General features: G+C 62.4%; 19 protein-coding genes. 14 read left to right on the top strand and 5 right to left on the bottom strand.

Going from position 1 to position 22603, the window contains the following annotated elements:
• Window positions 1-499 precede the first annotated feature (499 nt).
• On the bottom strand, window positions 500-1114 hold the full coding sequence (locus BGC09_RS11020) for a DUF2269 family protein (RefSeq protein ID WP_069804056.1): 615 nt from the start codon (window positions 1112-1114) through the stop codon (window positions 500-502).
• 459 nt (window positions 1115-1573) lie between these two features.
• Between BGC09_RS11020 and cydD the strand changes: the two genes are divergently transcribed.
• From cydD to BGC09_RS10975, 9 genes are all read left to right on the top strand, one after another.
• Window positions 1574-3340: a thiol reductant ABC exporter subunit CydD gene (gene cydD / locus BGC09_RS11015; RefSeq protein WP_069804055.1), complete on the top strand. Its 1767-nt coding sequence runs from the start codon at window positions 1574-1576 to the stop codon at window positions 3338-3340.
• Window positions 3337-5103, top strand: a complete 1767-nt coding sequence (gene cydC / locus BGC09_RS11010) for a thiol reductant ABC exporter subunit CydC (RefSeq protein ID WP_218104019.1) — start codon at window positions 3337-3339, stop codon at window positions 5101-5103. The genes cydD and cydC overlap by 4 nt, the downstream gene beginning before the upstream one ends.
• Window positions 5104-5195: 92 nt before the next feature.
• The gene (locus BGC09_RS11005) at window positions 5196-6590 is read left to right on the top strand and encodes a cytochrome ubiquinol oxidase subunit I (protein ID WP_069804054.1); all 1395 of its coding nucleotides are present in this window, start codon (window positions 5196-5198) and stop codon (window positions 6588-6590) included.
• A gap of 24 nt (window positions 6591-6614) precedes the next feature.
• Window positions 6615-7661, top strand: a complete 1047-nt coding sequence (gene cydB / locus BGC09_RS11000) for a cytochrome d ubiquinol oxidase subunit II (RefSeq protein WP_069804053.1) — start codon at window positions 6615-6617, stop codon at window positions 7659-7661.
• A 280-nt stretch (window positions 7662-7941) separates the two neighbouring features.
• Window positions 7942-10107, top strand: a complete 2166-nt coding sequence (locus BGC09_RS10995; protein ID WP_069804052.1) for a sigma-54-dependent Fis family transcriptional regulator — start codon at window positions 7942-7944, stop codon at window positions 10105-10107.
• Window positions 10108-10532: 425 nt separating this feature from the next.
• Window positions 10533-11534: a dihydroxyacetone kinase subunit DhaK gene (dhaK, locus tag BGC09_RS10990; protein ID WP_069804051.1), complete on the top strand. Its 1002-nt coding sequence runs from the start codon at window positions 10533-10535 to the stop codon at window positions 11532-11534.
• Window positions 11535-11857: 323 nt separating this feature from the next.
• Complete coding sequence (gene dhaL / locus BGC09_RS10985; RefSeq protein ID WP_069804050.1) at window positions 11858-12487, top strand: dihydroxyacetone kinase subunit DhaL; 630 nt, start codon at window positions 11858-11860, stop codon at window positions 12485-12487.
• 380 nt (window positions 12488-12867) lie between these two features.
• Window positions 12868-13329: a dihydroxyacetone kinase phosphoryl donor subunit DhaM gene (gene dhaM, locus BGC09_RS10980; RefSeq protein ID WP_069804049.1), complete on the top strand. Its 462-nt coding sequence runs from the start codon at window positions 12868-12870 to the stop codon at window positions 13327-13329.
• A 128-nt stretch (window positions 13330-13457) separates the two neighbouring features.
• Window positions 13458-13793 carry an HPr family phosphocarrier protein gene (locus BGC09_RS10975; RefSeq protein WP_069804048.1) on the top strand — a complete coding sequence of 112 codons (336 nt, stop codon included), beginning with the start codon at window positions 13458-13460 and terminating at the stop codon, window positions 13791-13793.
• Here BGC09_RS10975 and BGC09_RS10970 read toward each other — a convergent pair.
• Window positions 13790-14365: a glycerol-3-phosphate responsive antiterminator gene (locus BGC09_RS10970; protein ID WP_069804047.1), complete on the bottom strand. Its 576-nt coding sequence runs from the start codon at window positions 14363-14365 to the stop codon at window positions 13790-13792. The genes BGC09_RS10975 and BGC09_RS10970 overlap by 4 nt on opposite strands.
• A 282-nt stretch (window positions 14366-14647) precedes the next feature.
• On the opposite strand from BGC09_RS10970, the gene BGC09_RS10965 reads away from it, so the two are divergent.
• The gene (locus tag BGC09_RS10965; RefSeq protein ID WP_069804046.1) at window positions 14648-15262 is read left to right on the top strand and encodes a glycerol-3-phosphate responsive antiterminator; all 615 of its coding nucleotides are present in this window, start codon (window positions 14648-14650) and stop codon (window positions 15260-15262) included.
• 121 nt (window positions 15263-15383) lie between these two features.
• Here the strand turns inward: BGC09_RS10965 and BGC09_RS22865 are convergent, their stop codons facing one another.
• Entirely contained in the window at window positions 15384-15548 is a 165-nt protein-coding gene (locus BGC09_RS22865) for a hypothetical protein (RefSeq protein WP_176728902.1), read from the bottom strand.
• Between the two features lie 384 nt (window positions 15549-15932).
• Between BGC09_RS22865 and BGC09_RS23415 the strand changes: the two genes are divergently transcribed.
• The 4 genes from BGC09_RS23415 (at window position 15933) to BGC09_RS10945 (ending at window position 21127) form a co-directional block, all read left to right on the top strand.
• Window positions 15933-17627 carry a glycerol-3-phosphate dehydrogenase/oxidase gene (locus BGC09_RS23415; RefSeq protein ID WP_275935509.1) on the top strand — a complete coding sequence of 565 codons (1695 nt, stop codon included), beginning with the start codon at window positions 15933-15935 and terminating at the stop codon, window positions 17625-17627.
• A 415-nt stretch (window positions 17628-18042) separates the two neighbouring features.
• The gene (menA, locus tag BGC09_RS10955; protein WP_069804044.1) at window positions 18043-18960 is read left to right on the top strand and encodes a 1,4-dihydroxy-2-naphthoate octaprenyltransferase; all 918 of its coding nucleotides are present in this window, start codon (window positions 18043-18045) and stop codon (window positions 18958-18960) included.
• A gap of 67 nt (window positions 18961-19027) precedes the next feature.
• Window positions 19028-19837: a class I SAM-dependent methyltransferase gene (locus BGC09_RS10950; RefSeq protein WP_084658416.1), complete on the top strand. Its 810-nt coding sequence runs from the start codon at window positions 19028-19030 to the stop codon at window positions 19835-19837.
• Window positions 19838-19993: 156 nt separating this feature from the next.
• Window positions 19994-21127, top strand: a complete 1134-nt coding sequence (locus tag BGC09_RS10945; protein ID WP_176728901.1) for a sensor histidine kinase — start codon at window positions 19994-19996, stop codon at window positions 21125-21127.
• Window positions 21128-21153: 26 nt separating this feature from the next.
• On the opposite strand, the gene BGC09_RS10940 is transcribed toward BGC09_RS10945, so the two are convergent.
• Both BGC09_RS10940 and BGC09_RS10935 read right to left on the bottom strand, forming a co-directional pair.
• Entirely contained in the window at window positions 21154-21630 is a 477-nt protein-coding gene (locus BGC09_RS10940) for a TIGR03668 family PPOX class F420-dependent oxidoreductase (protein ID WP_069804042.1), read from the bottom strand.
• Window positions 21631-21757: 127 nt separating this feature from the next.
• On the bottom strand, window positions 21758-22594 hold the full coding sequence (locus BGC09_RS10935; RefSeq protein ID WP_218104018.1) for an LLM class F420-dependent oxidoreductase: 837 nt from the start codon (window positions 22592-22594) through the stop codon (window positions 21758-21760).
• Window positions 22595-22603 lie beyond the last annotated feature (9 nt).

The following is a 22603-nucleotide window of genomic DNA, read 5'->3' as shown; positions in this document are numbered from 1 at the left end:
CTCTTTCTTGACTACTCCACTTCTAGTGATTTCAGATCAGTCAGAGTTACTGGCCTTTCCTGGTCTCTGTGTCAGCCATTCTACCGAGAGATGGCTCCTGTGGCCAGGCACAATTTCACAGATCTTTTATTGCTTTCTTAACACTGCTGAAACGTGAGAGTTTTGATAGCTGCTCAAGGGGCTTGTCTATTCTCCTGCTCGCCCGCCTCTGGTGAGAGGCCTTACGGTCCCCTCACAAAAGAGCCTGAGCCTTTTCTCGATTGCCCGGCGGCGTTGCAACTTTGCCTCTCAGGTGTTCTACTATTTCTGAGGAATGTGGCTCACACAACGGCTTGAGACATTATTATAACGCGGGTGGCTCAATTAGTCAACACCCTTTTCTTGGGGGCGAGAGAGCCTGGCCAGTACTGTCCAGGTTCGCTGGTGCCTGCGCGCCAGCGGCCTCCTGGCCAGGCTCATGGCTCGCCGCGCATGCTGTGTTGACAGGCAGATCCTCAGCTCACCGCCGGTTGGCGGTCTGTGAAGCTGAAAGCGACTCCTGGTCCTGGGGAGTCATAGCCGGGCCGGTTCCACCCTGGCGAATCACCAGACCCGACATGGCTGCGCTGATGAGGGCAGCAACGGCGACTGTCAGGAGCGAGCCGATCCAGTCTGGCTTCATGACCATTAAGAACACGATGCCGACGGCCAGGGTCGAGGTTGTAATTGTCGTGGTCCAGGGCAGGGGATGCGTCAGGAGCTGGCGTAGCTCTGGGCTAACCGGTCCCGCTCCGGCGCGTGCCAACTGGGAGCCGAGGCGGCGCCCATGAGCGCTATTGACCCGTGAGGCCACCAGGCCGGTGAGGAGAAAGAGAACCAGCGAGATATCGAGCCAGGCCTGGCTCCAGCCCCAGGCCTCCAGCAACATGGCCAGGCCAGCGAACAAGATGAGCAAGGAGGTCAGCAGCATGAATCTCCCCAGGGGTCGAAGTACGCTGCTCCAGAGACGGACAGCCTCTACGCTCTGCGCCCGGCGTGCTCCCTGCATACTGATCAGCTGCACCGCTACCCCCATGAAGAGGCCCAGGGCCCCCAGAATATGCAAGAAGAGCACGAGATGGTACCAGTCAATCATGTGGATGTCTCTCCTTCGTGGCTATTCCTCTGATTTCGGCTCGGTCAGGGTTGCTCGCTCTTCAGAACCCTGCACCAGCAATTGTGCCAGGAGATGGATGCTGCTACCAGGAACAACTTCACAGATGTTTTGTCACTTTTTTAACACTGCTGAAGTGAGTGTTTTGATTGCAGCCCGAGGTTCTCGCCTGTTCTCATGCTCGCTCGTCTCGGGTGAGATTGCCTTACGATCTGCTCACAAAAGAGCCTGAGCCTTTTCTCGATTGCCTGGCAGCGTTGCAACTTCGCCTCTCAGGTGTTCTACTATTTCTCAGGACAGAGCAGATACGGTATTCTCCGCAAAAAAGTTCAGGTTCTCCCCCGATTGCAGGGGCCTGGGATTGCGCTAGAGTATAGGGTGTTGAGAGCACATCTGAGAGACCTGAGAGATCGGATAGCTGATTTTGCCAAGAGGAGTGCGATGGAGAAGCAGATATTGCGCTACTGTACTGCGGCGCGCTGGCCGTTAGCGCTGAGTGTCCTGGCGGGCCTGCTGGCGCTCCTGGCCACTGTGGGGCAGATGGCCTTGCTCAGCTGGGTTATCGCGCGTGTCTTTCTTGGCCATGCTGATCTGCAGCAGGTCGGGTCAGCCCTCATTGCGCTGCTCGTGATCATCGGCTTGCGGGCTGCTCTGGTCTGGCTGCGCGAATTCAGCGCGCGCCGGGCCGGCAGTCGGGTCAAAGGCGAGATGAGGCGCCGTCTCTTTGCGCATCTGCTGCGTCTAGGCCCGCTCTTTGTGCGCGGCGAACGCAGCGGTGAGCTGGTCGCTCTCCTCAATGAGGGCTGCGAGCGCCTGGAGACCTATGTGGCTCGCTACCTGCCGCAGGCCATCTGGAGCGTAGTTATTCCGCTCCTCTTGCTGGCCATTATCTGGCCACTGGACCATCTCAGTGCCATCCTCTTGCTGATCACTGGTCCTGTCATCCCCATCCTGATGATTGCGGTGGGCAGCTATTCCCAGAAGCATATCCAGCGTCAGTGGACGACCCTGGCGCGGCTGAGCGCGCACTTTCTCGATACCATTCAGGGCCTGGTGACGCTCCATCTCTTTGGGCGTAGCGGCGCCCAGGAAGCGCACGTGGCTCGCCTGAGCGATGAATATCGCCGTCGCACTCTCAAGGTGCTGCGTTATGCCTTCCTCTCGGGGGCGGTCCTCGAATTCATGACCATGCTGGCTATTGGTCTGATTGCTGTCTTTCTGGGTGTGCGTCTCATCAACCGTGAGATACCCTTTGAACAAGCTTTTCTTGTCTTATTACTCATTCCTGAATTCTACCGCCCGCTGCGTGAGTTGGGCACGCAATATCATGCCGGCATGGAGGGGCGGGTGGCGGCCAGGCGCATGCTAGAGATTTTGGCCACTGTGCCGTCGGTCAGCGAATCGTGCGCAGCCATTGCGCCGTCGCTGCCTGCTGCTCCCTTGACGATCAGTTGTGAGCACGTGACCTGTCGCTATCCCGAGAGCGAGCGCCCAGCCTTGCAACAGGTGAGCTTTACCCTGCCTGCAGGTTCCTGTACGGCGCTGGTTGGGCGCAGTGGAGCGGGCAAGAGCACGCTGGTCAATCTGCTGCTGCGCTTCATGGAGATCGAAAGTGGGGTCATCCTGGTCAATGGCTTATCACTGGATCGCCTGCCGGCGGATCTCTGGCGGGAGTACGTAGCGCTGGTGCCGCAGCGTCCCTATCTCTTTAGTGGGAGTGTGCGCGACAACATTCGTCTGGCGCGGCCTGGGGCCAGCGACGCGGAGGTAGAGCACGCTGCCGAACTGGCGGGCGCGGCGGACTTCATCCGTGAGCTGCCGGCGGGCTATGACACCGAGGTGGGCGAGCAAGGTCTGCGGCTGAGCGCCGGTCAGCTTCAGCGTCTCGCCCTGGCGCGGGCCTTCTTAAAGCAGGCACCGCTGCTGATCCTGGACGAGCCAAGCTCTAGCCTTGATCCCGAGAGTGAGGCTCTGTTGAGTGCGGCGCTGGCTCGCCTGCGCCGCCGCTGCACGGTTCTGGTCATTGCCCATCGCATCAACACAGTTGCCGCCGCCGATCAGGTGCTTGTCCTCGACGGTGGGCGCCTGGTCGAGTCTGGCCAGCCTGCGCTCCTGCTGCAGCAGCCCACGAGCGCCTATGCGCAATTGATGACGGCCCGGCTGCAGGAGGCCGGAGCCATGCCCGAGAAGGAGGCCGAGGCCCTATGACCAGCAAACGATCAGCAGTGAGAACGGCCTGGCGCCTGCTGGCCTTTCTCCGTCCCTTTACGCCCCAGATCGTCGTGACGGTCCTCCTGGGAGGCGTCATGGTCGTGGCCAATATGCTCTTGTTGAGCATGGCCTCCTACCTCATCGCCGGGGCGGCCATTGTGACCATGATCGTCCTGCTGAGCATTCCGATTACGATCGTGCGCTTGATGGGCCTGGTGCGGGCTGCCGCTCGCTATGGCGAGCGCTTGCTCTCGCATAATGTCACCTTTCGCCTGCTGGCGCATATCCGGGTGGCTGTCTATCACCGACTGGCCCCGCTGGCGCCGGCGCGTCTCTGGCAGCTGCGCAGCGGCGACTTGCTGGCGCGCCTGGTCTCCGACGTTGACGAACTCCAGAATCTCTACCTGCGCGTGGTGGCGCCGGTGCTGGTGGCGGCCCTGGTCACGCTCATTACTTGCTGGCTCCTGGCGATGTTCAATACAGTCCTGGCCCTGGCGGCCCTCTTCTTCCTGCTCATCGCCGGCCTGGGGTTGCCACTGCTGGCCCTCCGCCTGACGCGCGGCCTGGGACGTGAGCAGTTGGCGCTCCGTGGCCGGGTAAACGTGCACCTTGTGGAGAGCCTGCAGGGGATGAGCGACCTCCTGGCCTATGGCCAGGCAGAGCGCCGGCGCGAGCAGCTGGCTGTCTGGGAGCAGCGGCTCGACCAGCTTCAGCGGCGGCTGGCCGTGGCTGGTGGCCTGCAAGAAGGCCTGCAGGAGCTGCTAACGGGCCTGGCGGTCTGGTCTCTCTTGCTGCTGGCCATTCCTCTGGCGGCGACCGGGCAGATCAATAGCGTCTACCTGGGCTTTCTGGCCATGCTGGTGCTGGCGGCTTTTGAAGCCATCACGCCCCTGGCCCAGGCCTTCGGGCAGCTCGGCCACTCGTTGGCCGCCGGCGAGCGCCTCTTTCGGATCATCGACACCCCGCCCGCCGTCTGCGATCCTGCACAGCCGCTGCCTGTACCGGGCAGCCGATCGCTGGAACTGGCTTTTGAGAACGTCACCTTCCGCTACGAAGAGGAAGGGCGTCAGCTCACCCTGGCGGACATTTCCTTCCGTGTCCCAGCAGGGGCGCGCGTGGCAATCGTCGGCCCGAGCGGTGCCGGCAAAAGCAGTCTGCTCCGCCTGGCCTTGCGCTTCTGGGACCCGCAGGAAGGGCGCATCCTGCTCGCGGGCCAGGACATTCGCAGCTTTGCGCTGGCTGACCTGCGCCGCTTGATGGGCGTCGTGACGCAGGAGACCTACCTTTTCAACGACACCATTCGCGGCAATCTCCGTCTGGCAGCGCCCTCCGCTACAGAAGAGCAGCTCTGGCACGTCCTGGCACTGGCCCAGCTTGACGATTTCGTGCGCCAGTTGCCCGCCAGCCTCGACACCTGGGTCGGCGAGCAGGGTCTCAAGCTGTCGGGCGGCGAACGCCAGCGCCTGGCCATTGCTCGCGCCCTGTTAAAAGATGCGCCGCTCCTCTTGCTCGATGAGGTCACCGCGAATCTGGACCATCTTACCGAGCAGGCGCTGTTTGAAGCGCTGGATACATTGATGCAAGGCCGCACGACGCTGCTCGTGACCCATCGCCTCCTGCATATGGAGCGCATGGATGAAATTCTCGTCCTGGATGGAGGGCGTATTGCCGAGCGAGGCAAACACGAGCAGCTGCTGGAGCGCGGCGGCCTCTATCGACGTTTGTGGGAAGTGCAAAACGCCTTGCTGCCTGTGGCCTGACCTGAGTCAGGCGCTCTCATCCTGGGAGTGAGCCAGTCAGGACCCAGCGGCAGCGGGCGTTTCGGTCAGTCCGTGGGAGGTTTGGCCTGCATATGGACCTGTCGACCATCTTATCACGAGTACAATTCGCCTTTACTGTAGGCTATCACTATATCTTTCCCCAGATTACAATGGGGTTAGCCTTCTTGATTGTGCTCTTAAAGACGTTCTACCTGATCAAGAAGGATGAGCGCTACAATATCAGCGCTCGCTTTTGGGCCAAGATCTTCGCCACCAGCTTTGTGCTGGGCGTTGTCACCGGCATCCCGATGGAGTTCCAGTTTGGCACCAACTGGGCACGCTTTTCGGCCTACGCTGGAGACATCATCGCCCAGACCCTGGCGATGGAAGGAGCCTTTGCCTTCTTCCTGGAGTCGGCCTTTCTCGGCGTCTTTCTCTTCGGCGAGAAGGTCTTTGGGCAGAAAGTGCACTGGTTTGCCGCCGTCATGGTCTGGTTAGGCACCTGGGCCTCTGGCGCCTTCATTGTGGCCTCCAATGCCTGGATGCAGCACCCCGTAGGCTATACCATCGTCGGCAACCGCCTGCACATCTCCAACTACTGGGAAGTCTTGTTCAATCCGTGGATCTTTCCCCAGTATCTGCACACCATGAGCGGAGCGGTGATCACGGGGGCCTTCATCATGGCCGGCCTCGGGGCCTACTATCTCCTGTCCAAGAGCCACGTTGACTACGGGCGCATCTTTGTGACCCTGGGCGTCATCGTTGGCCTGATCGCCAGCGTTATCCAGCTCTACCCCAGTGGCGACCTGGAGGGCCAGCAGGTAGCCAAATATCAACCGGCCAAGCTGGCGGCCTTCGAAGGTCTCTTTCATACTGAGCAGGGGGCTGGCATTGTCATTCTCGGCCAGCCCAATACAGCGAGCGGCCAGCTTGACAATCCGCTGATTGTGCCCAAGGTGCTCAGCTTTCTGACCTATCGCCGTTGGGAGGCGGTGGTCAAGGGGCTGGATGCGTTTCCCGCGAATCAGCGGCCCGATTCGATCGAGCTACTCTACTACAGCTATCACATCATGGTTGGCCTGGGCACCTTCTTTATCCCGATCATGGGGGTCGCCTGCCTGCTCTGGCTCTGGAAACGGCGTCTCTTCACGACGCGCTGGATGCTGTGGATCTTAATGCTGGCGATGCCGTTCCCGGTGATTGCCAATACTGCCGGATGGTTTACCACCGAGCTGGGCCGCCAGCCGTGGATCATCTACGGCCTCTTACCCACAGCGCAAGGCTCCTCGGCCAACCTTTCAGCGGGCAACGTCCTCTTCACCCTGATCGGTTTTGCCGGTATGTACCTGTTGCTCGGTCTGCTCTATGTTGTCCTCTCGGTCACAGAGGCCCTCAAGGGGCCTGAGAGCGGCGAGGGAGAAGAAGCCGAGGGTGCAGAAGAGGGAGGTCTATCCGGCCTGGCCACCGGTACGGTGGCAGAAGGTTGAGCTGAGCAAGGGAGGTCAAGGCTGATGGCAACACTCTGGTTCATTCTTGTCGCCTTTATGTTGACAATGTACGTCCTGCTGGACGGCTTCGACCTGGGCGCCGGCATCATTCACCTGGTTGCCGCCCGCAGCGACCAGGAACGGCGCCTGATTCTGCGCGCCATTGGTCCGGTCTGGGATGGCAACGAGGTCTGGATTATCGCCGCTGGCGGTACCCTCTTCTTCACCTTCCCGGTGCTCTATGCCTCTAGCTTCAGCGGCTTCTATCTGCCGCTCTGCATTGTACTCTGGCTGCTGATGTGGCGAGGCGTCTCCATTGAGCTGCGCTCGCGTGTCCCCAGCCCTGTCTGGGCCTCTTTCTGGGACGGCATGTTCTTTATCGGCAGCACCTTGCTGACCATCTTCTACGGCGCGGCCCTGGCGAATGTGATCCGCGGCGTGCCCCTGGATGCACATGGCGTCTTCTTTGAGCCGCTGTGGACCGATTTCGACCCCTTCAGCAAGACGCCTGGTATTCTGGACTGGTACACGATCCTGATCGGCCTGATGGCGGCCAGTACGCTGACCATGCATGGGGCCGCCTATATCGCCCGCAAGACCGACGGCACCCTCAACACGCGCGCGCGGCGCATCCTGCGCATCAGCTGGCCGGTGACGATTCTCCTGACCATCGTGAGCACGATCGCCACCTTCGCGGTACAGCCGCAGATCTACGCCAGCTTCAACGCCCGGCCCTGGGGGGCCATCTTCCCCCTGATCGCCTTCGTGGGCCTGCTGGGCGTAGGCCATTTTGCCTTCCGCAATCGCGATCTGGCGGCCTTCTTCTCGTCCTGCGCTTTCATTGCCGGGATGCTGGCCAGCTCGGCCTTCGGTCTCTATCCTGACGTGCTGCCCGCCGTTGATCCGGCCCATAGCCTGACCATTGATAACGCTTCCGGCAGCCCTTACGGGCTGACGGTCGGCCTGGTCTGGTGGATCATCGGCATTCTCCTCGCCGTGGTCTACTTTGTCTTTACCTACCGGCTCTTCTGGGGCAAAGTGACAGCCAAAGGCGAATATAGCGGCTACTGAGCCTGACGACCAGGCCACGGGGGCCGGCCAGGTAGCAGAATGGCTGATTGGCTGAGCTGTGGCTGTGAGCCAATGAAGGAAGGAGTAAGGCGCTGGCTCTGCCAGGGAAGAACCCTGGTGGGGCCAGCGCTGTGCTATACTGTACTATCCAGGCCAGGTAAAGCTGCGGACTGCCCCAGCTATCGCTCGCTCCTTGACCGCCGCCTGAGCCCGATCCCTGGCTGCTGGAGACGAGCGGTACCGCAGCCGCAACAACGGCCCGGAGAGGGAGGGAGGGAACATGCTCAGCAGCGTCCAAGATTACCGCGCGATCTGGGAGCAATTCGTGCTGCAGGGTCGTCTACGCGAGGATCTCCTACCGCCGGCTCTGGCGCAGTCCTGGCGGCGGTGCATGGCGCTGGGCCTTGATCCCTATGGCCAGCCGCCAGCGCCTGACCCCGGCCCTGCGGCCACGCAGCCGCTCTCACGCCGCCTGCTGGCCCTCATTCGTCCAGCGATGGAGGACCTCTATCAATTCATCGAAGGATCAGACTCGCTGGTCATCTTTGCCAACGCCGAAGCGCGCATCATCGAGCTGATCGGTGATCCTGAAGCGCGCGCCCGGCTGGAGCCGTTGGGGATGCGCGTGGGAACACAGTGGGATGAAGAGCAACAAGGGGCGAATGCTCTGGCTCTGGCCCTCCAAGAGTCATTTCCCATGCAGCTAGAGGGAGCCATGCACTACCGCGCCGCCCTGCATGCGCTCTACACCGCTGCCGCACCGGTGCATGATCCCCTTGGGCAAGCGGTCGGTGTGCTGGCGGTGGCTGGTCCCTGTGAGCGCAGCCATCCCCATACCCTCGGGATGGTGGCCGCCGCGGCCCAGGTCATCAGCGGTCAGCTTCAGATGCAGGTTTGGCTCGGCAACACCAACGAGCTGCTTGCCGAGCTGAAAATTATTCTTCAGAGTTTGCCGGAAGGCATTCTCCTGCTGCGGCGCGATGGCGTCATCTCCCAGATGAACGGGCCTGCCGGCACCCTGCTTGGACTGGTGCCGGCGCGTGTGATGGGGCGGCGCCTGCGCGACGTGCTGCCGCTGCCCCCTCTACTCCAGCAAGCGCTCGCCTGCCAGCAGCCCTTGAACGAGGAAGAGATCGTCTTTGAAACAACGCGGGGCCGCGTCACCTGCCTCTGCTCACTCAAGCCCATCGCCCTCACTGCGGGCGAGCCCGAGCCAGTCCTGGGGCGCCTGACAGTAGGCAGTACGTCAGGTGGCCCACTGATCTCCGATGGCTTCGTGCTCATCCTGCGCAGCATCGAGCGCGTGCAGAAGCTCGTCAACAGAATGACCGGCGCGCGGGCACGTCTGACCTTTGCCAACGTTGTCGGGCGCAGCGCCCCGTTGCAAGAAGCTCTGCGCCTGGCACGCCTGGCCTCGCATAGCAACTCCACCGTGCTCTTGCATGGCGAGACCGGCGTTGGCAAAGAGATCTTCGCCCAGAGCATCCATAACAACAGTCCGCGGGCCGACGGTCCTTTCGTGGCCATCAACTGCGCGGCCATTCCGCGCGAGCTGATCAACACCGAACTCTTTGGCTACGAGGGCGGCTCCTTCACCGGCGCTGACCGCCAGGGGCGCTCGGGCAAGTTCGAACAGGCCCACGGCGGCACCCTCTTCCTCGATGAGATCGGCGACATGCCCCTGGACCTGCAGACCACCCTGCTGCGGGCTATTGAGACGCGCACCATTGTCCGCATTGGAGGACAGCGCGTCATACCCGTCGACGTGCGCATCATCGCCGCTACCCATAAGGATCTGCGTGAAGAGGTGCGGCGCGGGACCTTCCGCTCCGATCTCTATTATCGCCTCAATGTCCTCTCTATTCATATCCCATCCCTCCGTGAGCGCCTGGAGGACCTGCCCCTGCTGGTTGAGCACTTTCTGCAGCGACAGAGCCGGACCCTGGGCCGCTCCTTTGGCATCACACCAGAGGCTCTGACCCTGATGGAGCGCTATAGCTGGCCGGGCAACGTGCGCGAGCTGGAAAACCTCCTGGAGCGCCTCACCTACCTGGCGCGCTCCGATACTATTACAGTGCAGGACCTGCCCCCGGAGATCCGCCAGGCTGGCGAGACTGAGCTGGCGCGCGCCTCCTCGACCCCAGTCGCGCCCGAGGCCTCATCTCTTGTCCAGCAGAGAGACCAGGATCAGCCAGATGAATATGACTGGCACCCCGCGCCTGTTATACCAGGGCGGCAACCACTCAAAGAACGCAGTCGCTCGACCGAGGCCAGCGCCATTCTGCAGGCACTGGAGCACTGTCATGGGCACCCGGGCGAGGCAGCGCGCCTGCTCGGCATTAGCCGAACGACCCTGTGGCGCAAGATGGTGCGCTACGGTCTGCGTCCCACTCCCAGCAGTGCCTCCTCGTTCCCGGCCCCCGGTCCGGGCGAGGCGTTGCCATAGTGAAACAACTACTGTTTCAACTATGAAACTGAGCCGGTGAGCCGTTGCAAAGATGCAACGCCTCTTAAGCGATGGCAGAGCGCGGGATAGGAGTATGGTGACCTGTCAGAAGCCTCTTCCCACGCGCCGGGGAAAGCTGGCATGAATCTTGCACGTCTACTCTGGTAGACAGGCAAAGCCAGAGGCTCTTATCTGTAGCGAGTGGGGGGCAGGCGGGCGTGGGCGCCTGCCAGAGCGAGCAGATATGCTGAAGAAGGCCATTGGCGGCGGAGGAAGGTCTCCGTAGGCGATGGCAGGCCGGCGGGCGGCTCTCAAGTGGAGCGGGGGGCAGTGGGCGACGTGAGGTAAAGGAGAGTAGCGGAGCCGCTGTCGAGGTCAGAGGAGGGCAACGGAGTGGCCCTCGACTTCTGGGAAAAGGAGGCAGCATGAAGAAGCTCATCAACAGTCCAGAGACGGTTGTCAAAGAAGCGCTAGAAGGCATGGCTGCCATGCATCCCGAGCTGATCCGCGTCGATCTAGAGAATCAGATCGTTGTGCGGGCAGACGCACCGGTACGCGGCAAAGTAGGCGTTGTCTCGGGAGGGGGCAGTGGTCATGAGCCAATGCATGGGGGATTTGTGGGGAGGGGCATGCTTGACGCAGCCTGTCCTGGTGCCATCTTCACGTCACCGGTTCCCGACCAGATTCTCGCAGCCATGCGGGCTGTTAATGGCGGGGCTGGCGTCTTCCAGATCATCAAGAACTACACTGGTGACGTCCTCAACTTTGAAATGGCGGCGGAGCTAGCCCAGGCCGAAGGCATCGAAGTCGCCAGCGTCATCACCAATGATGACGTAGCCGTTGAGGACAGCCTCTACACCGCCGGTCGGCGCGGCGTCGGGGTCACCGTCCTCCTGGAGAAGATCGTCGGGGGTCTCGCCGAGAGCGGTGCCTCGTTGGAGCAGGTAGCGGCCCTGGCCAGGCGCGTCAACGAGCAGGGGCGCAGCATGGGCATGGCTCTGACCTCCTGCACTGTTCCCGCCAAAGGATCGCCCACCTTTGAGCTGGGCGAGGACGAGATGGAGATCGGCATTGGCATCCACGGTGAGCCCGGGCGCCGGCGCGTCAAACTGGCCCCAGCAGCCGACATCGTCGAGATGCTGGCCAATCCCATCATCGAGGACCTCGGCCTGAAGGCCGGCGAGCGCGTCCTGGCCTTTGTCAATGGCATGGGGGGCACGCCTTTAATCGAACTCTACGTCGTCGCGCGCGAACTGGCGCGTATCCTCAAAGGGCGCAACATCACAATCGCCCGTTCCCTGGTAGGCAGCTATATCACCTCACTAGAGATGGCCGGCTGCTCCATTACGCTGCTGCGCGTCGATGACGAGATGCTGCGCTACTGGGATGCCCCCGTGCTGACTCCAGCTCTGCGCTGGGGGATCTGAGCCGGACCGGACTGACGCGGACTGACGGTCGAGCTGCGCTCGTTCGCTGGCTGGCCTCTCATGTCCAGCCTGGCTTGACGGAGCCAACCGGGCGGGCAGGAGCAGGGCAAGGGTCTACTTGCTAGCGCCCACCCCTTGCCTTGCTCTTCGCCTCGTCCGGTCGCTGGTGCCAGCGGTCTGGGTCTCGCTTCCCATCAATGAAGAGCAGAGCAGCCAGCACGCAACTCCCGTCACACTCGCTATTATCCGATCTGATGACGATGACGCTCGCGCTGTCAGAGCGACCCGCACCCGCACCCCAACACTACGGAGGAGAGCAGGCTATGCCAATCACAACAGAGGATGTCTTACGCTGGATAACGCAGGCGGCCCAGGTTTTTCACGAGCAGCGTGATTATCTCACCCAGCTTGACGCTCCGATCGGCGATGCTGATCATGGCGTCAACATGGATCGCGGTTTCCGCGCCGTTCTCGACAAGCTGCCCTCACTGAGCGGCATGGATATCGGTTCCATCCTGAAGACCGTCGGGACAACCCTGGTTTCGACGGTGGGAGGCGCCAGTGGCCCGCTCTACGGAACGGCCTTTCTGCGAGCCGGGATGGTGACCGCTGGTAAGCATGAACTGGATGAGGCCGACGTCATCGAGATGCTGCAGGCGGCTCTGGATGGGATCAAAGCCCGCGGCAAGGCTCATACGGGGGAGAAGACAATGGTCGATGCCCTGGAGCCAGCTCTGGCAGCGGCCCGCAAGGCCCAGGAGCAGCATGAGGGCCTGGCCGTGCTACTGCGCCGCGCCGCTGAGGCCGCCGAAGAGGGCATGAAAGCGACGGCCCCCATGCTGGCCACCAAGGGCCGGGCTAGCTATTTGGGCGAGCGCAGCATCGGACACCAGGACCCGGGCGCGACCTCCAGCTGGCTGCTGCTGAAGACGCTCGCCGAAGTTGCTGGTTGAGCCGGTGCCTCTACGCCGGCCTGTGCATCGCTCTCAGCCAGTCTGCCTATCTATCTACCTGTCTGTCTGTCTGTCTGCCTGCCTCCAGTCAGCGGCCCCTCTGCCTGGCTTGAGGGACCCACTGAGGGTGGGGGCAGGCTGACGCAGGACAGGTGGCACAGGCAACGATCCTAAAACCACCCGAGAGAGCCTCGCTTGCCTTATGTAAGCGAGGAAAGGTCTCTATCAGCCTTGGGGGGAGAGTAGAGCAGGGTCAAGTCGCCGTGGCCGGGCAGATCAGGCAGGCGGACCGGCTGAGCTGACGGCGCATCGAAACCGCGGCAGGCAGCCCAGACCAGAGCTGGCCCTCCTCTGTTGCTCATGGCGAGGAGAATATTCCAATGACGGTTGGCTTAGTGATTGTCTCGCATAGTGCGCGTCTGGCTGAGGGCGTCGTGGAGCTGGCGGGCCAGATGGCGCAGGGCAAGGTCGTGATTGCGCCGGCGGGAGGGACTCTCGAAGGAGGACTTGGTACCTCGGTCGACAAAATTCTCCAGGCCCTGCGGCAGGCGGCCAGTCCCGAGGGAGTCCTGGTCTTGCTCGATCTCGGCAGTGCTGGCCTTGCCGCCGAGATGGCGCTGGAACTCTTCAAGCAAGATCGTGACTGCCCGGTGATGATTAGCAGCGCCCCCCTGGTTGAAGGGGCAGTAGTGGCCGCCGTAGAGGCCTCAATCGGCAGCCCGTTGCAGGCAGTAGCCGAAGCGGCGATGGCGGCCACCACCCTGCCAAAGTTGCCTTCGGCGGAAGGCCAGGCAACCGAAGAGGCGACTCCCGACGATAAGCCCACCGGGAACAGGACCTGAAGGCTGGCCTGCCTGCTGGCGAAAAGTTCCACACCAAGACGAGAAGCACAGCCACGTTGCTCCGAGAGAGCCGCGCTGAGCAAAGTACTCACTGGGCAGAGGTGAGAGGAAGGGAGAAAGAAACGATCATGCCCGTTGTAGAACGCAATCTTGTCATCACCAACAAAGTGGGTCTGCATGCCCGTCCGGCCCGCCTGCTGGTGCAAACTGCGGCCCTCTTCCAGTCGCAGATCCTGCTCCAGTATGGAACGCAGACGGTCAATGCCAAGAGCATCGTAGGCGTGCTCCGACTGGGAGCGCGCTGTGGAAGCACCATTCATTTACGCGCGGAAGGAGAGGACGCCGAGGAGGCGGTGCGTTCCATCGCGGAGCTGGTCCAGCGCAACTTCGACGAGGCCGAAGAGACTGAGAGCCAGCAGGGCGAGGAGAACACTACTGGCGTCTCCAGCGAGACCCTGGCCTAGGCTGCCGCTTGCCAGAGCTGGCGAGCGCTGCTGCTGATCAACACACAGCCGGTCGCCAGCAGGCGGGCTACCTCCTGGGGGGTGCGGATGAAGCCGCCGGCGATAAAGGGACCAGGGAGGAGGGCGCAGACCGTGCGGGCGAAGTCGGGGAAGATGATCCCTGGGAGGACTTCAATCAGGTCGGGCTGAGCCTGCGCAATCTGACGGATACTGCTGGTCAGGGCCAGCTCTTCGGTCAACAGCAGGGGCTGGATGGTTAGCAGGCCCTCGGCTCTGGCGAGGCCTACCAGGGAGGGGCGACTGGTAATCACTGCATCAAGGCCGATTTGGCGCAAATAGGCAAGACCGGCGCGGTCCTTGCCAATGCCGGCCAGCAGGTCGAGATGCGCAACAACGCCCTTCCCCCGAGCATGGGCCTGCTCAACCAGCGGCTCCAGTGCGAAGGCATCTCCGTGCCGGGCAAAGAGCAGGCAGGCCCGGCTCTCCAGGGCCGGAGTCCAGTCCTCCTCTGCCTTGATGGCCGCGGCCACAGGATGGACGCGGGCCAGCCTGAGAAACTCCTCTCTGGTCATTCCGCTCTCATTGTAGCAAAGAAATCGTGGCGCCTACCAGGGTACGGCTGCCACTTGACAGAAAGTACCTGGGACAGGTATGATTACTTGTGTAAAGGCTGTCCTAACCAGCAGGTACAGCGCAGCGGGGAGGAGGGTCCTTCTCCCCGGTGTGATTGATCATTACGAATATTGTCCGGACAGAGACTTGAGAAGTCCTGGCGCTGCCACGAGTGTGGCAGGCTCAGGACTTTATTGTTTTTCAGGCGTTTGTCCCAGGCACGTGCGAGATGGGTGATGCGTATGCAGTCCGGTGTATCACTGCTCAACCTACCGGCCTCCAGCGTGCTGGTGCCCGTTGTGGAAACCCGCCCGCGCTTTGTGCAGGCGCTGGAGACGCCGGCGGTGCGGGCTATTCTGCTCAGACACTGCAACCTGTTTGAATTCAAGGCACTGGTTGAGCGCGCCCATCGCAACGGCTATGCCCTCTATGTGAATATGGATCACATCGATGGCGTCAACGCCGATTACGCGGGCCTGCGCCACCTTGCGACCCACTTTCACATCCGGGGCGTCATTTCCAGTCACCCCAGAGTGATGGTGCTGGCTCATGAGCTGGGACTGGAGGCGATCCAGCGTATCTTCGCGGTCGATTCGACCGGGCTGGAGATGGCTCTGGAGTCGGTGGACCGTGACGTGGTAGATATGCTGGACTTCACGCCGGCGCATGTGGTGCCTTACATTATGCCTGCGCTCAGACCAACCCTTGATCTGCCGTATATGGCGTCGGGCCTGCTCTATGGGGCCAATCAGTTGCGCGCCGTGCTGGCCAGCGGGGTCCGCGCGGTGGCCGTGACGCGCCTTGATCAATGGCTGCCCATACTCAGCGCCTGCAGCTCATCGGCAGAAACGTACTGAGGTGGGTTGGTCGAGCGAGAGACACGCTTGTTCGGCCCATCTCTTCCTCCTTGCTCGCTGATTCGCTTGCGCCACCTGCTGGCAGGATACCTGACCCAAGAGATAGATCGGATCGATCGACTCAGCGTTGAAGGGTGCCCGTCGCTGTCGCTGGAGCCAGTCGGGGCGGGAAGTACGCTCGCTCCACGCCGCTCCGCTGAGCGGGCATCGTCTGGCCAGAGAGGCGAGCAGCACGGCCTTCGCCCTCGAAGTGGATCTCGCTGCCGTGGGCTTGCAATGGCATCATGATGAGCAGTCTACTCTACCTCCTGAAGACCCCGCCCGCCAGCTGCCGCTTGGACAGCTGAGCGGCTCACTCGTCCGCTGGGCGGGGCTGGCAGGCCTCTCTTCTCGGGGGCGAGTGAGTCGCGGGGGCCTGCCTCATAGGGGTAGAGGTGACGGCGGGGGCGGCGCGGTGTAGAGTCGCCAGTTGTCTTGTCGGTCGATCCATCTTTGACGGCCCCCACTGGTTCGCTGACAGGCGGACTGGTGGGGCAATGTGCGTACGCTGGCTGGGCGCTGGGGGCTGATCCTGTTCAGATGGCGTGGTGGCCATCTGAGCAAGCGCCGCCAGCAGCGGACGTGGCTCGGCCCCAGGCCGGCGCTGGCCAGATCTCTACAGATGGGAGCCATGCAATTGCTATCAGCAACCACACGCCGTCAAAACCTCAACGCACTGCAGCAGGAGCGTTTCGACGTCCTGGTCATTGGGGGCGGAGTGACCGGTGCCGGTGTCGCTCTGGAGGCAGCCGCGCGTGGCTACCGCGTTGCGTTGGTCGAGAAGGCCGACTTTGCCGGCGGCACCAGCAGTAAGTCGACCAAACTGGTTCATGGCGGAATACGCTATCTGCCCAACTTTGATTTCCCGCTGGTGCACGAAAGCCTGGTTGAGCGTGGCCTGCTGCTGCACAATGCCCCTTTTCTGGTGCAGCCGCTGGCCTTTGTCTTGCCGCTCTATCGTGGAGACCGCCATCCGGTAGGCATTCCTTTCACTACACCTGGGGGGGTGGGCTTGAGCGCCGTGCTCGATGTGGGCTTGACGCTCTATGACCTGATGGCGGGTCGCTACGGTATCGAGCGTCATCGACGCCTGAGCCGCCAGGAGGTGCTACGCTATGCCCCTGACCTGGTGAGTACCAGTCTCAAAGGCGGTTTCTTGTATTATGATGCTCAGACCAATGATGCCCGTCTGACGATGACCCTCATTCGTACTGCGGCCCGCTATGGCGCGGTCATTGCCAACTACTGTGAGGTGGTGGGCCTTCAGCTTGAGCAGGGGCGCGTCTGCGGGGCGTGTGTGCGCGACGTGGTGGAGGGGGCTGAAATCGCGGTCCAGGCCCGGCATGTGGTCAATGCCGCCGGCGTTTTCGCCGAGCGTGTCGAGGCTCTCTGTGGCCTGAAACCGCAGGTAGGTATCGAGCCAAGCAAGGGCGTCCACCTGGTCTTTTCGCGCGACGATCTCCATGTGGGCGAGGCCGCTATTGTGCTCCCCGAGACTGAGGATCGCCGCATTCTCTTCGTTGTCCCCTGGCAGTCGCGCGTCATTGTGGGCACGACTGACACTGGCTCTGGCGATCTCGATCGTCCTTTGCCTGATGCCGCGGATATCTCCTATCTGCTGAAGCATCTCAACCGCTACCTGTCGCTGCGGGTGACGCGCGAGCAGATCATCAGTAGCTACGCCGGCTATCGTCCGCTCTTCAAGCCGCGCGCGCAGAGCGGGAGCGACACGGCCCGCCTCTCGCGGACGCATGCCGTGCTGGAGAACGAAACTGGTCTGGTGACGATTGTGGGCGGGAAGCTGACGACTTATCGTCGTATGGCCCAGGATACGGTGGATCGCCTCGACGAGCGCGAGGGACGCCAGCCTCGCCATCCGACGCTGCGGCTACGCCTGGCCGGCGGTGAGGAGTGGTCGCTGGCCCGACCCGAGCTTGTGCAACGGGCGACTGCCGCCGGTCTGGCGGGCGATATTACGGCTCACCTGTTGCAGAGCTATGGCACCGAGACAGGCAAGATGTTAGAGCTGATTGCCAACGAGCCGACGCTCGCCCAGCGCCTGGTGGCTGATCTGCCCTATATTCAGGCTGAGGTTGTCTATGCCTGCCGCTATGAGATGGCGATGACGCCCGCCGATGTGCTGGCCCGCCGTACCTCGCTTATCCTGGAGGATCGCCAGCGTGGCCTGGAGGCTCTGGAGACGGTTGCCTCGCTGATGGCCCGCGAGCATGGCTGGTCTCCCGACCAGCTGCAGCACCTGAAAGCGGCCTATCGCCAGGAGGTCGAGCGCCAGCTTGCTGCCGAAGAGACACGCCTGAGTGTTTGATAGGTCGCGGGGTCATGCTGGTGACAGCTTCCCCGCGACCACAATGCTGCCTGCCCGGCTTTAACCTGCTCTTCTCCCTCGGCCCTCGGCGGGCGCCTTAATGGTGGCCCAACACTCTCCTGCTTCATCCCGGCTGAAAACTGTTTGACGTTTTCCTGCTGGCGCACTATCCTTATGTATGACGAAGATGCGATGAAGAAAGCAGCCCGTCTCTGCCTCGCTCTCTTCTCTCAGTGCATCCCTGGTCCAGTTGCTGTCGGCCCGGCTGACCTGGTCACCCCCACCTCTCTCGCTTCGTTGACCAGGCTGGAACCGAAGGAAGCGGAAAGACAAGCAGGCAGGAAAGAAGAAGGGAGGGGGAAGCGGGAGGAGGGAAGCGGCCAGGCAGAGCGCGCTGCAAGGGGGGAAAGACGACGTGCCAGCCTCCTGGAAAGACTGGAAGATCTGGGTGAAGAATGCTCGCCCTTTTTCGCTGACGGCGACGGTGAGTCCGCTGTTGGTCGGTACGGCGGTGGCTGCTTATGAGGGGACCTTTCGCCCTGGGCCTTTCGCTCTGGCCCTGCTGGCGAGCCTCTTTCTCCAGATCGGTACGAACTACTTTAACGAGTATTTCGATTATCGCTACGGCCTCGATAGTCCACAATCGCTCGGGGCCAGTACCGTCATCTTTCGCGGCGAGATGACGGCGGGCCAGGTTTTGGGCGGCGCCATTGCCTGCTTTGTGCTGGCCGCGCTGCTCGGTCTGGTGCTGGTTGTCCTCTGTGGGCCGGCTATCTTGCTCTTTGGCCTCATTGGCATGGTCATCGCCTATTTCTACAGCGCCAGGCCGTTCCAGCTGGCGGCGCGTGGCCTGGGTGATCCGCTGGTCTACATCGCGATGGGCTTTCTGATGACCTGGGGCGCCTACTATGTACAGATCCCGCGCTGGTCGTGGGTGGCTTTTGCCGCCAGCGTGCCGGTGGGCTTTCTGGTCACAGCCATTCTCAACATGAACAACATTCGCGATTACGAGGAAGATCGGGCCGTGCGCAAGCTGACTCTGCCCGTGCGTCTGGGCCAGACCTTTGCCCGCCGCTATCATGCCGTGCTGGTCGTGGGCAGCTACCTGGCCGTGAGCCTCTTCGCGTTGGCCGGCCTGCTGCCGCTGCACACGCTGATCGTCTGGATCAGCTTCCCGCTGGCCTTTATCAACGTCCGCTCCGTACTCAGTGCACGCGAACGCGCCGCCTTTATTGTCGGTTTCAAGCGTACCGCCGCTTTGCATTTGCAGTTTGGCCTGCTGTTGGCCATAGGAATAGCCGCTGCGGCTTTGCTGCGCCCGCTTGGTCTTTGAGCCGAGGTCGGAGCGAAGGAAGCCGGGGTGGCTGCGGCTGCCCTGGATTGGAGGAGATGAGGAAGGCATGGAAAAACCTGTCACGGGGGATACAGTTCTGGAAGAGTCCTTCAGGCGTGCTGGAGGGAAACGCTCCTATGTCCAGCGCCTCTTTGCGCGCATTGCCCGCGTCTACGATCTGCTCAACCGCCTCATGAGCCTGGGCCTCGATCGCCGCTGGCGCGCCTTTGCTGCTCGCTGTCTGGCGTTGGGGCCGGGCGAGGTCGGGCTAGACCTGGGGGCGGGCACGGCGGATCTGGCCATTGCCGTGATCCGGCAGGCCGGGCCGGGGGCGCGCATGATCGGCATGGATATTACGCCCGAAATGCTCGACCTGGGGCGGCGCAAGCTGGCGCGCCTGGGATTACAGGATCGCATCGAGCTGCGCGTGGGCGATGCCGAGCATATCGATCTGCCGGACAACAGCGTCGATGGCTGCTGCTCCGCCTTCATGATGCGTAACGTCACTGATCTGCGCCAGGCGCTGCGCGAGATGCTGCGCGTCGTGCGACCTGGCGGGCGCATGGTCTGCCTGGAGATCAGCCATCCACCTGGCAAGCTGCTTGGCGCCCTCTTTCACCTGTACTTTTATCGTATCGCGCCCCTCTTCGGCGCTATCATTGGCAAAGCTGCCGAAGAGTATCGCTATCTGCCGCGCTCGCTGACCCACTTCCCCGACGCACCGACGCTCAAGGCCATTATGGAAGAGGTGGGCTGGAGCGAGGTGCACTTTCATCGCCTGAACGGCGGCATCGTGGCCGTGCATGTGGCTACCAGACCGGTCCCAGCGAGTGAGAGCAGGACGGGCGCGGACGGAGCTGATCAGCCTTCCGCGTAAGACAGGCTGAGGCACCAGGGGACCTGGAGTAGAGGCAGACAAGCAGACAGACAGACAGACAGACAGACAGACGAAGGGCGAGACCAGGGAGGCCCGCAGCCCAGTCATCCCTGGTGGTTGATTGGTTTGGCGATGCTGCGAAGCGAGGAAACAGCCTTGACAGAGCGCACAACAGCCGAGAAGGCAACAGGCATCAACTATCGTCACTTCTTCCTGCAGCTGCTAGAGGCTGCACCCTGGCCGGTGCTCGTCATCGATCGCGCGCTGACCATCCGCTATTACAACCGCCATGTCGGCAGCCTCTTTGGTGCGACGGAGCCGCTGCACAAAGCCCGTCTTGATCAACTCATCAGCAGCGCCGCCATGATCCAGCTGGTGCGCGAGAGTATAGCCAGTCAGCGGCCTCAGAGCGCTGAATTCAACGAAGGTCCCGCTGGTCCCTGCTGGAAAGTCTCTGTCACCCCCCTGGAACATCACAAGCCGTCGGCGGGCCAGAAGCGGCTGCCTGAGTACCGCTATTTTGCCGTGGCCATCGAGGACCTTACCGAGCTGCGGCGCCTGGAGCGCGTCCGCCGCGACTTCGTCGCCAACATCTCGCACGAGCTCCGCACCCCGCTTGCTTCTGTGCGGCTGCTGGCCGAGACTCTGGAGGACACCATTGAGACGGACCCTGAGCAGGCGCAGGTCTTTGTTGAGCGCATCGAGAAAGAGGTCCAGTATCTGACCTCGCTCGTCTCCGAGCTTCTGGAGCTATCGCGCATCGAATCGGGCCAGCTACCGATGGTCATCGAGCCGGTCGAGGCCCAGCAGCTGGTGCGTGAGGGCATGGCTCGTCTGCTGCCTCAAGCCCAGCGCCATCGGGTCAGACTGCGGACCGAGATTCGCGATGGGCAGGTGTTGGTGGCTGCTGACAGTAAGCAGATCGGGCGTGTGCTCGTTAATCTCATTCACAACGCCATCAAGTTCACGCCCTCGGGCGGCGAAGTCGTTGTTGGCACCGTGGCTGAGCCGGATGGGCGCAGCCAGCGCTTCTTTGTGCGCGATACGGGGGTTGGCATTCGCCCCGAGGACCTGCCGCGCATCTTCGAACGCTTCTACAAGGTCGATCGCTCGCGCTCCAAGTTCGATCATGTGGGAGCGGGCGGTGGCGGTAGCGGTCTGGGTCTGGCCATTGCTCGCCACATCGTCGAGGCCCACGGCGGACGCATCTTTGCCGAGAGCGCGGTCGGCCAGGGCAGCACCTTCTTTTTCACGCTGCCCGTTGCTCATGCCGACCGCCCGACTTCCTGAGAGCGAGCGGGCTGCCCGTTCTCAGCTCAGGGTTGCTCTGGCCTGGGAGAGCTGCGGGCTGGAGCCAGCGCCGGCCCCCAGGAAGTCACCGCCCGTGGCGTCAGCATAATCACCGGCAACCGCTCTAGCGCCATGCGCTGATACTGGGGATAGCGCGTGCGCAACAGAGCCACAGCCTGTTGCTGCCGCTCGTCGCCCGGCGGCAACAGCTGAGCCTCCCCCTCGACCAGCACGTACCCGAGGCGTGACCAGTCATCCTCGTAGTGATCGATTAAGAGAGCTGCCTCGTGCCGCGCCTCGATATTGCGCACACGACGCAGCTCCGTCACGGCCACCCGCTTCGGCTTCTCATCGAGCGGCGTATAGAAGCATCGTCCATCGAAGGCGTAGCAGACCGGCACGAGGTGGGGATGGCCCGCCACATCTGCTGTAGCCAGGCGCGCCACCCGCTGCCCAAGTACAAAGCGCTGCTCCTCTTCAGTCAGCACAGTGCGCTTGCTCATAAGAGCGCTACCTCTCTCCTCTGGCCTGTGGTGGCCCACCCAGGTGCTCAATCACCATCAGGATAGCGGGCCCGTCTGCGCAGGCCAGCCAGGCCACCGCCTGAGCAAGAGCCTCTCCGCTCCGCTGTCAGCGACCGGCCACCGCAATTTTCTCTACCTGGGGCACAATCTCGGTGGCCAGCAGCTCAAATGGCTCCAGCTCGTGGACATTGGGGAGGCTAAAGATTGCCTGATCGATGCCCAGCTCGGCCAAGCCGCCGAAGAAGTCCACGGCAGCGGCGGGTGACAGCGAGCCGGCGCGCCCATCGCGAGACAGGCGCAGGCTGCTCAGCGTCGTCTTCTCGATCTGCTCATAAGGGCGGCCAATGGCCTCGCAGTGCTCGTGCAGCACCTCCAGCTTATGCTGTAGCTGCTCTCTGCCGCCAGAGGCGAACAGATTGCAGGCATCGGCGTAGCGAGCCACCAGGCGCAGTGTCTTGCGCTCACCGCCGCCGCCGATCAGGATTGGCGGGTGAGGCTGCTGGACTGGGCGCGGCGAATTCAAGGGGCGTTCGAGCTGGTAGTGCTTGCCCTGAAAGGGACGCTCGTCGCCGGCCCACATCTGGAGTGCGATCTGCAGCGTTTCCTCCAGGCGCTCGAAGCGCTCGGCCAGCGGTGGGAAAGGCACCCCCAGGCCGCGATGCTCTTCCTCATTCCAGGCGGCACCGATCCCGAAGTAGCTGCGCCCGTGCGAAAGCACATCCAGCGTCGTAGCTGTCTTCACCAGAAGACCGGGATGGCGGTAGGTCACGCCGGTGACCAGCGTCCCCAGGCGGATGCAGTTTGTCCGACCGGCGGCGAAAGCCAGAGCCGACCAGCCCTCCAGCATCTCATGCTCGGCTGGCCCCACCACCGGAATCTGAAAGAAGTGGTCCATGACCCAGAGACTGGAGAGGCCGGCGCGCTCGGCTCGTTCTGCAATCACAAGGCAAAC

The sequence above is a fragment of the Thermogemmatispora onikobensis genome (genome assembly GCF_001748285.1).
Taxonomy (GTDB): Bacteria; Chloroflexota; Ktedonobacteria; order Ktedonobacterales; family Ktedonobacteraceae; genus Thermogemmatispora; species Thermogemmatispora onikobensis.
The sequence above is the reverse complement of the archived record's forward strand: the minus strand, read 5'-3'. Positions and strand labels throughout refer to the sequence as shown.